This is a genomic window from Halolamina sediminis (assembly GCF_001282785.1).
In the GTDB taxonomy this organism is placed as follows: domain Archaea; phylum Halobacteriota; class Halobacteria; order Halobacteriales; family Haloferacaceae; genus Halolamina; species Halolamina sediminis.
Genome location: NZ_CVUA01000001.1, coordinates 744,951 through 760,575 on the forward strand (window position 1 = coordinate 744,951; position 15,625 = coordinate 760,575).

Annotated in this window: 14 protein-coding genes; 2 read left to right on the forward strand and 12 right to left on the reverse strand. The window is 67.8% G+C overall.

The window, feature by feature from the left end; translation table 11 throughout:
* Window positions 1-51: 51 nt before the first annotated feature.
* Window positions 52-618, forward strand: coding sequence for a DUF1684 domain-containing protein (locus tag BN1959_RS03790; RefSeq protein WP_053947381.1), 567 nt, complete (start codon window positions 52-54; stop codon window positions 616-618).
* Window positions 619-631: 13 nt separating this feature from the next.
* Here BN1959_RS03790 and BN1959_RS03795 read toward each other — a convergent pair whose 3' ends face one another.
* From BN1959_RS03795 to BN1959_RS03805, 3 genes are all read right to left on the reverse strand, one after another.
* Entirely contained in the window at window positions 632-2,116 is a 1,485-nt protein-coding gene (locus BN1959_RS03795) for a small ribosomal subunit Rsm22 family protein (protein ID WP_053947382.1), read from the reverse strand.
* A complete protein-coding gene (locus BN1959_RS03800; protein WP_053947383.1) occupies window positions 2,113-2,889 on the reverse strand; it encodes a prephenate dehydrogenase/arogenate dehydrogenase family protein in 777 nt (258 codons plus the stop codon). Before BN1959_RS03800 ends, BN1959_RS03795 begins: the two co-directional genes overlap by 4 nt.
* A 351-nt stretch (window positions 2,890-3,240) precedes the next feature.
* Entirely contained in the window at window positions 3,241-4,410 is a 1,170-nt protein-coding gene (locus BN1959_RS03805) for a M24 family metallopeptidase (protein ID WP_053947384.1), read from the reverse strand.
* Between the two features lie 102 nt (window positions 4,411-4,512).
* Here BN1959_RS03805 and BN1959_RS03810 point away from each other — a divergent pair, with 102 nt between their 5' ends.
* Window positions 4,513-5,397: a hypothetical protein gene (locus BN1959_RS03810; protein ID WP_053947385.1), complete on the forward strand. Its 885-nt coding sequence runs from the start codon at window positions 4,513-4,515 to the stop codon at window positions 5,395-5,397.
* Window positions 5,398-5,406: 9 nt separating this feature from the next.
* Here BN1959_RS03810 and dph2 read toward each other — a convergent pair whose 3' ends face one another.
* The 9 genes from dph2 to BN1959_RS03855 all read right to left on the reverse strand — a co-directional run bounded on the left by dph2 (window position 5,407) and on the right by BN1959_RS03855 (window position 15,607).
* Window positions 5,407-6,453 carry a diphthamide biosynthesis enzyme Dph2 gene (dph2, locus tag BN1959_RS03815; RefSeq protein ID WP_053947386.1) on the reverse strand — a complete coding sequence of 349 codons (1,047 nt, stop codon included), beginning with the start codon at window positions 6,451-6,453 and terminating at the stop codon, window positions 5,407-5,409.
* 79 nt (window positions 6,454-6,532) lie between these two features.
* On the reverse strand, window positions 6,533-7,222 hold the full coding sequence (locus BN1959_RS03820) for a helix-turn-helix domain-containing protein (protein WP_053947387.1): 690 nt from the start codon (window positions 7,220-7,222) through the stop codon (window positions 6,533-6,535).
* A 244-nt stretch (window positions 7,223-7,466) separates the two neighbouring features.
* The gene (locus tag BN1959_RS03825; RefSeq protein ID WP_053947388.1) at window positions 7,467-8,054 is read right to left on the reverse strand and encodes a DUF7529 family protein; all 588 of its coding nucleotides are present in this window, start codon (window positions 8,052-8,054) and stop codon (window positions 7,467-7,469) included.
* Between the two features lie 45 nt (window positions 8,055-8,099).
* Entirely contained in the window at window positions 8,100-8,495 is a 396-nt protein-coding gene (locus tag BN1959_RS03830; protein WP_053947389.1) for a DUF7555 family protein, read from the reverse strand.
* Window positions 8,485-9,816 carry an ABC transporter ATP-binding protein gene (locus BN1959_RS03835; protein WP_053947390.1) on the reverse strand — a complete coding sequence of 444 codons (1,332 nt, stop codon included), beginning with the start codon at window positions 9,814-9,816 and terminating at the stop codon, window positions 8,485-8,487. Before BN1959_RS03835 ends, BN1959_RS03830 begins: the two co-directional genes overlap by 11 nt.
* Entirely contained in the window at window positions 9,813-10,868 is a 1,056-nt protein-coding gene (locus tag BN1959_RS03840; RefSeq protein ID WP_053947391.1) for an ABC transporter ATP-binding protein, read from the reverse strand. Before BN1959_RS03840 ends, BN1959_RS03835 begins: the two co-directional genes overlap by 4 nt.
* Window positions 10,868-12,421, reverse strand: coding sequence for an ABC transporter permease (locus BN1959_RS03845; RefSeq protein ID WP_053947392.1), 1,554 nt, complete (start codon window positions 12,419-12,421; stop codon window positions 10,868-10,870). The genes BN1959_RS03840 and BN1959_RS03845 overlap by 1 nt, the downstream gene beginning before the upstream one ends.
* The gene (locus tag BN1959_RS03850; RefSeq protein WP_053947393.1) at window positions 12,418-13,509 is read right to left on the reverse strand and encodes an ABC transporter permease; all 1,092 of its coding nucleotides are present in this window, start codon (window positions 13,507-13,509) and stop codon (window positions 12,418-12,420) included. The genes BN1959_RS03845 and BN1959_RS03850 overlap by 4 nt, the downstream gene beginning before the upstream one ends.
* A gap of 223 nt (window positions 13,510-13,732) precedes the next feature.
* A complete protein-coding gene (locus BN1959_RS03855) occupies window positions 13,733-15,607 on the reverse strand; it encodes an ABC transporter substrate-binding protein (protein WP_053947394.1) in 1,875 nt (624 codons plus the stop codon).
* Window positions 15,608-15,625 lie beyond the last annotated feature (18 nt).

Sequence of the window (15,625 nt, forward strand, 5' to 3'; positions counted from 1 at the left end):
CGGCAGCCCCGACAACGCCGGACTCATCCCCGGGCGGGCCCAACCGCGCCCATGAGCGACTCGACGCCCGCAGACTGGAAGACACAGCTCCGACGGAACCGCGAGGAGAAAGACGAGTTCTTCGCCGAACACCCGCAGTCGCCGGTCCCGCCGGAGCACCGCGACGCGTTCGACGGCCTCGACTACTTCGACCCCGACCCCGCGTTCCGGGTCGAGGCCGAGGTGACCGCCCACGACGAGCCCGAGCCGGTGGAGATGGAGACGACCAACGGTCCGCCGACCCGTTACCTCCGGGTCGCGACGTTCGCGTTCGAGCTCCGGGGCGAGGAGTGTACACTCCACGCCTACCGACAGGAGAACAGCGAGGACGACACGCTGTTCGTCCCGTTCCGGGACAAGACGACGGGCCAGCAGACGTACTCCGGGGGGCGGTACATGGAGTTCGAGCCAGAACAGGAGCTCGGGGACGCCGACATCGTCACGCTCGACTTCAACCTCGCGTACTCGCCGTTCTGTGCGTTCAGCGAGACGTTCGCGTGCCCGCTGCCGCCCGAGGAGAACTGGCTCGAAGTGGTCGTCCCCGCCGGGGAGAAGACGCCCGACCTCGGCGAGGACTGAGCCGTCGGCCGACCTACGGCACCACGAGATCGACGACCGTCTCGCCGTCGACGACGAGGTTGTACGCCTCCTCGTCGTCGTTCCACAGCACGAGCGCGTTCTCCATCGACAGCACTGCGCCGTAGTCGGCCTCCCCCAGCGCGCGGTTAAGTTCGGTGTGCTGGGTGAGCACCGCGTACTGTTCGGTGTTCTCGCTGCCGTCCCCGATCTTGAAGATCGGGTTGGGGTCGGCGCCGTACTCCCGCGTCCGTTCGCCCTGCCGGCTCAGGTCGGGGCTGAGCTTCACCGTCAATAGGTCGATACGGTTGCTGACGTGGCGCTCCATCTCCCCGGCCTTGGCGTGGCGGTCGGCGGAAGCGACGATCTGGCTCCGTCGCTTCCCGTCCGGGCGCAACAGCGCGTACGCGAACTGGACCGACGTTTTCGTGAACGTCCCTGGGTCGTCGCGCTCCGTGCCGCCGCCGGCCCCGCGCTCGCCCTCGTCTAACTGCTGTTGCATCCGCGGCGCCTCGACGTCGGGGCGAACGTCGAAGGACCAGCCCCGGTCCGACGGCGACTCGTCGGGCCAGAGCCGGAGCGTCGGCGAGTACACCGACGGCCCCGAGTCGGGCCGGGCGATCGAACGCTCGACCTCACGGAGCCCGGTCGCGGTCTCCAGATCCGCGGGTGCGATCGCGAGCATCGTGCCGTCGTCGGCGACCGCGTCGAGGTAGCGCGCCGCCGTCGCTTCGGGGTCGGCCAGCTCCGAGAGCACGTTACAGAACGTGAGCAGGTCCACCTCGCCCACCGACTCGGGGTCGAACTCCTCCGCGCGCTCGCGGTGGACCGTCGTTCGGACGTTTCGGGGGGTCTCCGCCAGCAGGTCTTCGAGCAGGTCCGCGGCCGGCGAGGGTTCCAGCGCGTGATACTCGATCAGTGGCGGCTCCCCGTCGACACTTGCCGCCTCGTGGAGGTAGTCGATCAACGCTAGTGCGGGACCGCCGACACCGGCGCCGACGTCGAGCACGCGGAGCGTCCGTGAGAGGTCGCCGTTCGCCGCGAGGTCGTCGAGCACGTAGCCCATCGCGGCGTAGTAGTCCGGCAGATGGTAGATCGCGTACCCCAGCGCCGCGGTCTCGTCGTACTCGACGGGGTTGCCGTGGTAGTAGTCGGCCTTGAGTCGGCGGACCGCTTCCCGGAGCTCGTCGCCGGAGTCGCCGTCGTTCCAGTCGAGCCCGAACCGCTCGACGAGCCGGTCGACGACCACGCGCTCGTACTCGGCGGGGAGCGTCTCGGGTGCCCATCCCGGCGGGGAGAGGGGGGTGTCGGCGGCGGGGACGAACGTGCCGTCCGCTCGTTCCACGAGGTCGAAGTCGAACGCTGCGGCCCGGAGTTCCTGCCGGACCACCGCGGAGTGGGGCGTGTCGTCGAAGTACTCCCGGATCTCCTCGGGGTCGATCGGGCGAACCTCCCGGAGGTAGTTCACGGTGTCCCGGAGGCGATCGCGGTCGACGGTCATCGGTCACCCCCGTCGGCGGCGTCGCCCGCCTCCCTGTACAGCGCTGTGAACGCCTCGCTGTCCGCGTCGGCGATCTCGCGTGCGGCGTCGGCGACCGCGTCGGCGCCGCCGAAAGCGTCCTGAATGTCGGCGTACACGCGCGCGTCGCCGTCGGTCACCGTCCCGGCGAGGTCGGACAGCCCCGCGGAGACCGGCGTGTGGAACTCCTCGCGGACCTCGTCGCCGGCCAGCGCCCACGCGAGGACGGCGGCGTGGCTCTTGGCTTGGATCGTCGACATCGCGTCGTCGTGCTCCGCGGGCGTGGTCTCGAACACCTCGTTGCCCGCCGCCCGCAGCGCGTCAAGCAGCGGCGAGAGCGTCGGGCCCACCGCGTCGGCGACGAGCGCGACGTTGCCCGGCGCCCGCTCGGGGGCGAACAGCGGGTGGAGGCTCGCGCGCTCGCAGTCGGGCAGGTGTTCGTCCATCGCTGCCACGGGCTCGGCCATCACGCCCGAGAGGTCGAGCATCGCTGCTCCCGTGGCCGGCGCCCAGTCCGCGACGGCGGTCTCGACGGCGGGGATGGGGACCGCTAGCGCGACCGTCTCGAAGCTGCGGTCCGTCGCCGGCACGCCGCCCTCGAGCGTGACTGCCTCGGCGTCGAACTCGGCGGCGGCGTCCTCGGCGGCCGCGGTGTCGGTGTCGGCGAACGCGAGGTCGACCGCCGGCCGGGCGTCGACGAGCGTTCCGGCCAGCCAGCGACCCATCGCGCCGGCGCCGACGATACAGAGCGTCATCTACCCGTAACTGGTGGTCGTCGGGTGAAAAGGGGCGCGGATGTCGGTAGTTGGTTCGGGACGGCGGGAGAAGTTCGTCGAGTGGCGTTGCGGTGGCGCGAAGCGTCGGCGCCTCCGTGCGCCGACCGAGCGCGAGGTCCTCGCGAGTGAACCGAGCGAGGGCACGAGAGAGCTTGCTCTCTCGGAGGACGAACGAGCGAAGCGAGTGAGTCAGCTGGGGAGGCGTGAGGGCTGTACTGTGGGGTGGGACTGAAAGGGGCCGGAGCGACCGCCCACGTTCAGAGTACTGCTGTCTGCCTTCACGGAAACTCTACTTCCCACAGAACAGAGAATGCCCCAGCTATCGACCGTTCATACTTCTAACTGCTCGGGGTAGTCGGTGAAGTTCTCGTACCCGTCCTCGGTCACCACCGCGATGTCCTCGATCCGCACGCCACCGTGCGCCGGGTCGTACAGCCCGGGTTCGATCGTCACGATCTGGCCGGCCTCGAGCTCCCCACCACGCGGCGATAACGAAGGCGCCTCGTGGACGTCCAGCCCGACCCCGTGGCCGGTGCTGTGGATGAACCCCGTTTCAGTCGACGGGTCGTCCCGGAGCGTCGGGTAGCCGGCCGCCTCGTACACGTCACACACCGCCGCGTGCACGTCGGCGCCGCTCGCGCCGGCCTCCAACTGCTCAAACGCCGCGCGTTTGGCCTCCTGGGTGAGCTCGTACCACTCCGCGACCGTCCCGCTGGCCTCGCCTTTGACGAACGTCCGGGTCATGTCGGAGTGATAGCCCGTCTCCTTGCTCCGCGGGAAGATGTCGACGATGATGGGCTGGCCCGCCTCCAGCGGCCCGCTGCCGCGGTCGTGCGGGTCCGCGGCGTCGGTGCCGCAGGCGACGATCGTCTCGTCCAGCGCGCAGCCGTGTTCGAGCAGCGTCACCTCGATCTCGGTTTTGACGCGCTCGCTGGTGAGCGGCTCGCCCTCGTGATAGAGCGTCCCGTTCCGGACCTCGGCAGCGTCGAGCAGGTCTTCGCAGGCCTGCATCGACGCCTCGTTGGCGATGGTCGCCTCGCGGACGTGTTCGACCTCCTCCTCCGTCTTCACCGCGCGGATGTCGTCGACGACGCCCGCCGAGTCGACGCTCAGCGCGATCCCTTCCTCGCGGAGGCCATCAGCCGCGCCGACGGGGAACGTCTCCGGCACCGCGATCGAGTCGACGCCGTTGGCATCGAGGAACGCCGCCTGGAGCTTCGCCCGGGCGACGCCCCCCCCGTGTTCCTCGCGGAGCGACTGGTAGTCATACTCGGAGGTGCGGTCGACGCTGCCGCGGGCTTCCTTCGTCGCGCGGCCGTACTCCAGCCCCGAAGTGAGGAGTGCGGTTCCCTCGGGCGTGTAGACGGTGAAGAAGGGGTCCGGCGCGTCGAAGCCGGAGAGGTAGCGCTGGGTCGAGTCGTCGCTGTCGGCGTAGACCGCGTAGCCGTCGAGTCCCTCGTCGGCGAGGTACTCGTCGAGCGAACTGGTGTCGATCTCCATGTCCGCGTTGGCGGGCGGCGTCGGCAAAGGCGTTGTCGTCGCGGCCACGCTGGCAGCAAGCGTCGACACAAGGGATTTCCCGGCACCGGCCGGACGACCGGTGTGCGACGACGTGCCCTCCTCTCACTGTCCGCGCTCGCGCTCGCCGGCTGTACCGCGCCCGGCTCCGACGCCATGGGCGTCCCCAGTGACGCCTCGGACTGCCCGTCGGTCGGCGACCGGATCGTCTGCGTCCCCGAGACGGACCCCGAATCGGTCGCGGTCGCGCTGACCGCCGACACGCGGTCGGTTTCGCCGCCCGAGACGGTGACGTTCACACTCGAGAACGGATCGGACCGGACGCTGTCGACCAACTTCTACGCGTGGACGCTCTGGAAGCGCGCCGACGGCGATTGGTACCGCGTGGTCCCGGACATCTGGCGGGAGCCGCTGATGACTCTCGACTCCGGCGGGCGCCACGAGTGGGCGCTCACCGCCGAGCACGACCTCCCGCCGGACCCGGACCGGTACTACGACGCGTGGCTCGAAGCAGGGACCGTCGGCGGCCTCGGCGGCGGCGAGTACGCGTTCACGGCGGACGGCGTCCTCGGCGACTCCGAGGGAGAGACGCTCGGCTTCGCGGCCCGCTTCGGCGTCGACGCCCCCGAACTAACGCTCGAACCGACCGAACGGGTCGTCGACGCCGCCCGCGACGGCGGCGTCGTGACCGTCCGAGGTGAGGGCGAGGACGAAGACGGCTCCCGCGCCGAGCTAACAGTCCGACGCGTCGAGACCGCCGACGAACCGGTGCGAATCGTCCCCGAGCGGGCGGCACACGACTACCGGCTGCGGAACACGCTGTCGTACTTCGAGGACGGCGTCGAGCGCGTCCGGTACGTCGAGGAGAACCACGCGATCACGCCGTCGTTCGGTATCGACGAGCCGTACGCGATCCGCTACGAGGAAGAGCTGTACGAAGTGACGACGAGCGAAGGGAACAACGAGTAGCGGCCGCGACTACCAGGTGCCGTGGAACGTGTCGAAGGAGAGCTCGTCCAGCGGCTTGTTGCCGATCGCGATCTCGTACTCGCCGGGAGTCAGCATCGGCTTGTGGAACTGCGGGCCGTCGTCGGTGGTGATCCGCGGACAGCCCGTGTTGACGAACGCGTCCATGTCGAAGTTACGCAGACGGTCCGGCGTCACCTCGTCCATCGTGATCAGGTAGGCGTTCTCGTTCTCGTCGACGATCCGCTCGGCGGTCTCCCAGCGGCCCTGCCCGATCTTGGTACAGAAGATGACGCCCCACTTCTCGGCGTCCATCGCGCGGTGGACCGCGCCGTAGCGCTGCTTCATGAACTTCTCCGTGTCCGCGACGGTGACGACGTTGTTCACGGGGTCGGCGATGACGACCTTCTTGTCGGGGTGCTCCATCGCCAGCCCGAGGGGGTGGAACTTCCCGCCGCCGACGTACAGCACCTGATCGGCGTCGATGTCCGCGGAGGCGTAGTTGCAGCCGAGCACCTGCCCCTCGTGGGTCAGGCGGTCGTCACCCTTCCGAGTGTGGACCTCGTACCCCTCGTCCTCCAGCCACTCCTTCATGTCGTCGAAGAGGTTCATGTGCTGGGCGGTCGTCACGAGCCCCACGTCGTCCTCGGGGAGCTCCCCCAGCGCCTCCTCCATCATCGGGAACGGGTCGACGTTGGAAAATAGTGGGACGTAGATGATCTTGTCCGAGTTCTTCATCGGCGAGTGGCCGAAGTGGACGAACACGTCGGTGCGGCGCATCAGGAACGTGTCGAGGTCGCAGGCGCCGTAGCAGGGCTGGCCCGACAGCATGAACGTCACGTCGTCGGGCGCCAGCGCCCGCAGGTCGTCGGCGACCGCGGGGCCGCGGCGTTTGAGCCCCTCGGGGAACTGCAGGCCGACCTTCTTGGCGTCTTTCTCCTCGATCTCCTCGATGATGCGTTCCAGTTCGTAGTCCCACTCCCGGTCGTGGCGCAGGGACATCCCCGTGTTCCGGAGGTCCCCCTCGCTCGTGGCGTCGCCGGCGGCGTCCTGACTCATTAGCGTCGTTACCGGGTACAGACGGATAATCCCCGCGTTCCCGTCACTCACGTGCTCCCGCGACCCACGATCCCGGGACTCAGCGCTCGAACACGAGCGAGAGCAGCTTCCGCTCGGCGGCGGTCAGATGCTCCGACAGCGTCGGCTGGCTGATCCCCAGCCGGTCGGCCAACGCCTCGCTGCTCACTTGTCGGGGCCAGTCGTAGTAGCCCGCCTCGAAGGCGGTTTCGAGCACCTCGCGCTGGCGCTCAGTCAGCCGGCGCTCCAGCGCGCGCTCGAACTCGCGGTGGCTGAAAAGCGGCGTGAACGACTCCTGCTCCCGCTTGGCGACGAGGTCGCCGTCGTACTCCGCCTGAAACGTCGATATCACGTCGCGGGCGTCGTACTCGCCGGGCAGCTCCGCGACGATGCGGCCCTCGCCGTGGTCGCCGACGACCGAGCGCGGGAGCGCGCCCAACTCCGCCAGCCGCACCGCCGGACAGTTCTCCTCGACGAGGAACTCCAACAACCCCCCGTCGTCGTAGCGCTCGATCACCGTGACCGCGATCGACGGGTGTTCCGCCGACAGCGTCTCGACGATCGACAGATCGGTGCCGCGCACGCTGTAGAACTCCGCGTACGCCCCGTCGGCGCGGGGGACCATCTCCTCGAGTTCGAGCCGACAGGACCCCGCCGCCGACGCGCCGACGAACGGGTACGTCGGGTCGTCGAACGCGAACTCGAGTTCGACGACCGGGTCGTCGTTGGACTGCCCCGATCGGACTGACATGTCAACAGTTACCGTAGCTACGGACAAAAACCTCGGGGTGGACCGCCCTGAATACGTCTCGGGGGTCGCCTTCCCGCGGCGGCCGCCGCCGCTCGACCCCGCCGTCCGTGGACACCGATGTCGTCCCGCCGGCTCCCGTTCGCACTCCGGCGTCGTTCCGTCGCCTGCTCGGAGGGTCCCACGCCTCCGACCGGACGTACCGGCTCGTCACGTCTAAACTGTCAGCCTATGCTGTTAGGCGCGATCACTCGCCGTCGCCGTCGCCCGCCAGCCCGGGGTCGGCGGCGAACTCACCGCCGTAGGAGTAGTACTCCTGCGGGTCGGGGAAAAAGGCCGACACGTCGTCGTGATCGACCGAGGCGATCACGGTGCCGTCGAGCTTTCGGAAGTGGGTGTGCATCTCCCCGCGCTCGGTCGCGGCGCGGACGAGCTCGCCCGCCTCGCGCTTCCGGAACGCGCCGGCGACGAACACGATCAGCTCCTCGTCGTGGTCGAGACACTCGGTGACGATGAACGTCGTCGGGCCGGCGCCGGCCTGATACACCGCGGTCTCGTCGAACTCGGCACGCTCGCGTGCGTCGACGACCGTCTCCGCGGTGTCGCCGTCGACCAGATACGTCAGGCCCCAGTGCTCGGCGCCCTCGGCGTCGGGGGCGACGGGTGAGGTGTCCTGTGAGAACACGACGAGCGTCTCGTAGCCGGCGTCCTCGCGGTCGGCGGCCATCGCTCGCGTGTCCTCGACCGTCCGTTGCCAGCCGTCGCGGATCACGTCGGCGTCGTCGGCGATCCGGTCGAGCTCGTCCGGCACGCCCTCGCCGTCGGGGTTGACCATACCGATACAGGGGTGGCGTCGCTGATAAAAGGTGTGCGTTCCCCCTCAGCCGGGCACGCCGAACACGAGTTCGAGCGCCGCCGACACCGCGAGCACGGCGACCGCGGTGGTGAACAGCTTCACGTTGCGGTCCACCCGGTCGGAGAAGGGGAGCCGCTCCCCTCGAAGCGGCGGGAGCTCCTGGATCTTGACCTCGAAGCGGTTCGGCTCCTCGCCCTCGAGGTCGACGATCTGTCCGTCCCGCTTGGGGCGTTCGGGCTGGATGCCGAAGCTTCCGACCCCGAACAGCAGCGTCCCGATCACGAACAGCAGCAGCTTCAGGGTGGGGAGCCCCTCGCCGAGCAGGAACGCCGGCACCGCGGCGCCGGCGACGATCAGCGTCGTCGCCGCGACGACCCAGAGGGCGAACTCCGCGTAGCGGAGGAGGCGTCTACTCGCCACGGGTCTCTCGACCCAGCCGGGCGTCCACGTCCGCGTACTCGTCGGAGTGGCGGTGGCAGTAGCTCTTTCGCCCCGTGTCGCTGACCGTGTAGTGTTCGGGGCGCTCGCTGTCACAGACGCCGCCGAACTCCTCGCGGAGCAGGTCGCGTGCCTCACTGGGGTGGCCGGCTTTCACCCGCTCGAGCGCCTGCTCGATCGGCTCCTCGACCGACGCGGGCCTGTCGACGCCGTCGAACAGGTCGGCGACCGCCTCCTCGATGTCGTCGTGTTTCGAGAAGTTACCGGTCCGGCGCTTCACGCGGTCGGTGATCGAGAGCTCGACCCGGGTCCGCTCCCGGACGATCTCCCGGAACCGTTCGATGGCCTCCCACACGTCGTCGTCGAGATCTTGGTAGGGCTCGGGCCGGATCTTCGCCGGGCAGCGCGTCGAGAACTGACAGCCCTGGGGCGGGTCCCGCGGGCTCGGTGGCGTCCCGGGGAGCGTGATCCGGTCGATCGTCGCCGTCGGGTCCGGCCGCGGGATCGCCGACAGCAGCGACTTCGTGTACGGGTTCGACGGGGCGTTGAACAGCTCCTCCGTCTCGCCGAGCTCCATGATCTTCCCGAGGTACATCACCGCGACGCGGTCACAGATGTGCCGGACGACGCTCAGGTCGTGGGCGATGAACAGGTAGGTGAGATCGAGCTCCTCTTGGAGGTCTTCGAGCAGCGTGATGATCTTCGCCTGGACACTCACGTCGAGCGCCGACACCGGCTCGTCGAGCACGACGAACTCGGGGTTGAGCGCGAGTGCGCGGGCGATCCCGACACGCTGGCGCTGTCCCCCCGAGAACTGGTGGGGGTAGCGGAAGTAGTGCTCCTCCTGCAGCCCGACTTTCTCCAGCAGGTCACGCACGCGCTGTCGGCGGTCGCGGTCGGTCTTCCAGTCGTGGGCGTCGAGCGGCTCGCGGATGATCTCACCGACGGTCATCCGATCGTTGAGGCTGGACTCGGGGTCCTGGAACACCATCTGGGCGTTCCGCCGCCAGTGTTTCAGCTCCGTCCCGGAGAGCTCGGTGATATCCGTGCCGTCGAAGGAGACGCTCCCCTCGGTGGCCTGTTCGAGCCGGATCAGCGTCCGGCCGAGCGTACTCTTGCCCGAACCGGACTCGCCGACCAGCCCGAACGTCTCGCCGCGTTTGATCTCGAAGTCGACGCCGTCGACGGCCTGCACCGGCGGCGGCGACAGCACGCCGCTCCCGCCGTAGTACTTTTTCAGCCCCTCGACTTCGATGAGCGTCTCCTCGTCGGTCGGATCGTCGCGCTGAAGCTGTTGACTCATTCGTTCTCACCTCCGTCGGCCGCGGCGAGCTCCCGGTGGTGCTCCACGCGGCGGTCCTCGGGTTCGTCGTCGGGGTACAGCAGACAGGCGGCGGTGTGGTCGTCGTTCTTGCCGACCTGGACGTGCTGTGGGGCGACGGCGTCGCAGGCGTCGAACGCCTTCGGACACCGCGGCGCGAACCGACAGTGGCTCGCCTCCTCGTTCGGCGTCGGCACGTCGCCCTCGATCGTCCGGAGCTGTTCGCCCGCGGACTGGTCGCCAGGGATCGCTCCCAGCAGCCCGTCGGTGTAGGGGTGCCGCGGGTTCGCGAACAGATCTTCGACCGGCGCCTTCTCGACGAACTCGCCGGCGTACATCACGTTCACGCGATCGGCGATCTCCGCGATTACGCCCATGTCGTGAGTAATGAACAGGATGGAGAGCCCGCGCTCCTCTTGGAGGTCCTCGAGCAGTTCGAGGATCTGCGCCTGGATCGTCACGTCGAGCGCGGTCGTCGGCTCGTCGCAGATGAGGAACTCCGGATCGCAGGCGAGCATCATCGCGATCACCGCACGCTGGCGCATCCCGCCCGAGAACTCGTGGGGGTACTCGTTCAGCCGACGGGGGGCGTCGGGGATGGCGACCCGTTCGAGCAGCCTGATCGCCTCCTTGCGGGCCTCCTCGCCGGTGATTCCCTGGTTCACTTCCAGGGACTCCATGATCTGGTTCCCGACGGTGTAGACGGGGTTGAGCGACTTCTGGGGGTCCTGGAACACCATCCCGATGCCGCTTCCCCGGACCTGCTGGTACTGCTTCTCGTCGTACTCGGTCAGCTCCTTGCCGTTGAGTTTGATCGACGAGCCGGGCATTATCTCGCCAGGGCTCTCGATGAGCCCCATGATCGAGCGGGCGGTCACCGACTTCCCGGAGCCGGACTCGCCGACGATGCCGACGGTCTCGCCCTTCCGGACGTCGAAGTCGACGCCGTCGACGGCCCTGATCGTCTCGCGGTCGGTGTGGAACACGGTCTGGAGGTTCCGGACCGAGAGCACCACGTCGTCGTCCGCGGCCATCAGGCACCACCCCCTGCGGCGGCTTCCTCACCTTCGTCGCTCTCGGTCTCGGGGTCGATCGCGTCGCGGATCCCGTCACCGAACGCGTTCAGCCCCGTGACGAGCACGACGATCATCACGCCGGGGATGAACGAGATGTGCCACGACGGCCCGGAGACGTACGACTGGCCGAGCGACACCGCACGCCCCCACGCGGGGGTCGGCGGCGTGATCCCCAGCCCGTTGCCGAGGAACGAGAGTGCGGCGAGACCGACGATGATCCCGCCGGTGGACATCGAGGCGTACACGAGTAGATAGCCGGTGATGTAGGGGAACATGTGTTTGCGCATGATCGTCCGCGACCCCTGTCCGAAGCTCTCGGCGGCGTCGATCCACTCCTCTTGGGCGACCTGCAGCGCCGGACCACGGACTGCCCGCCAGAGGAACGGCCAGCCCGTGAACCCGAAGATCAGTGCCAACAGGAACCCGCCGTCGAGCACGCTTGCGATCCAGTGGTTCGCGAACACCGCACTGATCATGATCAGCAGGAGTAGCCGCGGAACGGAGACGATCCCGTCGGCGGTCGTGAGGATACCGAGGTCGATCACCCCCGTGTAGTACGCCGACACCATCGCCAGCCCGCCGGCGATAAACGCGCTCAGTCCGATCGCGAGTCCGGCGACGATCAGCGTGATCCGGGCCCCGCCCATCATGAAGGTGAACAGGTCACGGCCGTTCGGGAGCGTGCCGAACGGATGGAACCGCTCGAAGTTGTCGTACGTCATCGGGCCGACGTTCTGGCTGCCGGCGCCTTTGGACTTGGAGTCGAAGTTGGCGGCGCCGGCGCTGATCGTCACGACCTCGCCGGCCTCCTCGTCGAAGTGTTGGATCTCGGTGCTGTACGGCGACTGAATGTTGCCCGCGACCGTCGTCGGCCCCAGCGCCGGGCCGAACAGCGCCATGATCAGGAACAGCGCGAGCACGAAGATGCCGAACTGGCCCCAGCGGTGGTCACGGAGCCGGTCGACGATGTCGTCGGAGGGCGTCCAGTCGGCCTGGCGGTAGTGGTCGCGGAAGACGAGCCAGCCGCGGAACACCCAGTAGAACGCGAACAGCGAGTAGGCGACGATGAGGAGGACGCGGAACCCCCACGCCAGCGCCGGCTCCAGGCCGAGGAACGTGTCGACCCACGGCCCGTCGGCGCTGGCCATGTGGCCTTGGTTGGGAATCGTCTCCCGGCTGAGCAGCGTCGGGAGCCCTTCCGCGGTGTCACGGACGCCCGTTACCGCGTTGGAGACGCTCGACTGGAAGTCGACGACGCCGGACGAAAGCCCGCCCAGCCCGAGCAGGCCGAACAGCACGTCGAAAATCGCGGTCACGCCGATGAACGCCGCGTCGAGTACCGTCAGAATCGCGCCGACGAACGCGCCGAACTCGACGGCGATCAGCACGGCCGTCACGGAGAGCCAGCGGAGTGCCGGCGCCGGATCGTCGACGACGCGGGACCACAGCGGCCTGTCGTCGTACTCGAACTTCGGGCCGGTGTCGCTTTCGGAGGCGGTGTTCGTGCTCATTGTTGGGTGTCACCCAGTGTGATACGCGGGTCGATCAGTGTGTAGAGTACGTCCTGAAGGATGTTCATCAGTACTTGGATGAGAACGAAGATGAACACGAGTGCCATCACCACGGGGATGTCGGGTCCGAGGATCGCCCGGAAGAAGAGGTTCCCGAGCCCGTTGATGCTGAACACGCTTTCGACGAGCACCGAGCCACCGATGAGCAGGTAGAACTCACCCATGATGACGGGCAGCAGCGGGACGATCGCGTTCCGGCCGACGTGTTTGACGACGATCCGCCGTGGGGAGAGTCCCTTGGCCTTGGCCGTCTCCACGTACTTCGAGTTGATGCTCTCCAGCACTGCCGTGCGGCCGATACGGATCTCGTTCCCCATCGACGCCGAGCCGAGCACGAGCGCCGCGGGCAGGATCCATTTGAACGCGACCGCCATGTTCCGGAGGTCGGGGATCGGGAGGAACAGGAGCTCCAACACCGGCACCCCGTTGAACAGTTCGATCACCGTGAACAGGTTCGCCACCTCGTCGGGCGTCCCGATCACGTCGGTTTTGATGCCGAGCCCTCGGTACCACGAGAGCGCGCCGCCGGCGCTGAGGCTCCCGGCGATCATCACGGCGAGCCAGAAGTTCGGCATCGCACGCCAGATGATGCCGCCACCGGAGGCGAGGTAGTCACCCCAGGTGTTGGCGCGGAGGCCGGCGTACAGTCCGAGCGGGACCCCGAAGATGAGCGCGATCACGACGGACCAGAAGCCGAGCCACAGCGTCGCGGGCATCCGGTTCGCGATGACCTCGGTGACGGGCACCCCACGCTGGAGGACCCACGACTGCCCGAACTCCAGCGTGAACAGGTCGTACATGATGTTGCCGTACTGGCGCCAGACCGGTACGGGGGTCCCGTCGGCCTGGATGTAGCCGAGCGCGATCCGGAGCTGTCGGATGTCGCTCGATGTGGCGTCACGGCCGAGGATCGCCAGCACCGGGTCGAGCGGGCCGAGGTACATGATGAGGAACGACATCGTCAGCCCGAACAGCACGACGGGGACACCTAACCCGAGTCGTTTCAGGATGTACAGTGAACGATTCATGTGTGAGTCTCTTCAGCATGGCTCGGTCGACGAGCAAAGCGGGACGATACATCAGTGTCGGTACGGACCGGGTACCGACGTGGTTGGCGACGAGAGGATGGAAGTCTAATCATACCGAACAATGATATCGTGGCTGTGTCACACCGGCACGACTATGACGAACATCGGCCGGCGAGGTTTTCACCCTGTCGATGCGCTCGAATGGTCGAGCGCGGGTCGGGAGTTACTCGCCCTGCCAGTGGCTGTCGTAGGCCGAGGCGCCGCCGGGGAACACCTGCGTCGGGGTCAGGTGGTAGGCGGGCGCACCGCGGCCCTTGAAGACGCTATCGACGAACTGTGGCCGGTTGACGACGTACGCCATCGCCTCGCGCACCGGCTTGGGCACCTCCTGCATGTTGAACGCCACGTAGTAGGTGTTGATCGTCGCGGACTGGGCCATGTTGACCGTCTTGTCGTTCTCCATCGGCCCGTAGGTACCGCGGTCGATCCCGTCGACCGTCTCCTCGATGCTGACCTTGCCCGGGTCGTACTTCGAGGTCGGGATTCCGGACACGTCGGCGTTCTCGTTCAGGAAGTAGTTGTACGAGGCCGAGGTGTCGGTGATGATCGCGGCGTCGATGCCGTCGATCGCGGCCTCCTGACCGTGGTAGTCCTCGAACGTGTCGGCGGAGAACTCGCCGCCGTTGCCGGACTCCCAGCTCGCGAACTCGAACGGACCACAGCCGACCGGGTTGGTGGAGAACTCCTCCCAGCTCATCTCGCCCTCGTACCCCTCGATGTCGCCCACGATGCCCTCGGGAACGACCGAGAACGCGGAGTAGGCGAGCACCGACAGCGCGAACGGGAACGAGTTCTGGAGCGTGACCGTGAACGTGTAGTCGCCCGTGGCCTCGACGCCGGTCGAGTCGGGGACGACGTTGCCCTCGTCGTCGGTCTCGCGCTCGATGTTGAGCACCGAGTTCGGGAAGTAGGTGTTCGTGGAGTTGGAGGACTCGACGAGGCGGCGGATCGAGTACACCATGTCGTCGGCGGTGACCTCGCCGTAGTCGCCGTGGAACTGGATCCCCTCCTTGAGCGTGAACTCGTACTCCGTCAGGTCGTCACTGACGGTGTAGTCGTCGACGAGGAGGTTCCGGACCTCGGTGGTCCCGTTGTGGTAGTTCATCGGCGCGTCGAACAGGTTCATCACCTTCCCGCCCGAGGCCGTGTTCCCCGAGGCGATCGGGTCGAGCGCGCTGAACGTCGCCGAGATCTTGTCGAGGCGGTCCTTCCCCTCGAGCCCCTTGACGGAGATGTTCTCTTTCGACCGCGAGCTGCCCATCCCGCCCGGCGGGCTGTAGTCGAGGCGGTCGTACCAGAAGCTCTGGGACACCTGGTGGTACATCGGCAGCAGCGCGGCGGACTCCCAGAGACCTTCCTCCATCTTGACGGCCGCTTCGTCACGGGCCTGCTGAGCCTCCTCGGACTGCTGGGGGTTGTTCTGGATCTGGTCGAACTGCTCGGTCATGAAGTTCCGGACGTCCGTCTCCGTCTCGGAGTCCTCGGTCCAGAACAGCCGTGCGCCGTTGGGCGCCGGCCCCTCGCCGTCGTAGACGGTGTTCTCGGGGTCGATCAGCTGGAGGAAGTTCTGGGGCGCGGGGTAGTCCGCGATCCAGCCCAGCGTGAACGCCTGCATGTCGCCCTTCTCGGTTCGGCTGAGCAGGCCGCTGAAGTCGGCCTCCGCGATGCTCATGTCGATGTGGGCGCTCTCGAGGCGGGAACGGATGGTGTTGGCCATCTCCTTCCACGCCGGGCTCGTGTACTGGAGCCAGTCGAGTTCGAAGCGGTTGTCGGGGCCGTAGCCGGCCTCCTCCATCACCTGACGGGCGCTCTCCACGTCGGTCTCGCCCGGCGAGTACGGGTAGGAGTCGAGCCCGGTGAACTCCTCGTTACCGCCCTGGCCGTCGGTCCCGGTGGACGTATCGGTGCCGTCACCGTCGGAGCCGTCGGTCGGCGAGCCCTCGCCGCCGTCGGTACAGCCGGCGACGCTGGCCGTCAGCGCAGCGGCACCAGTCGCCTGGAGGAACTTACGACGATCGAAATCACTATTTTCGGACATCCTGACAACGTATCCCAC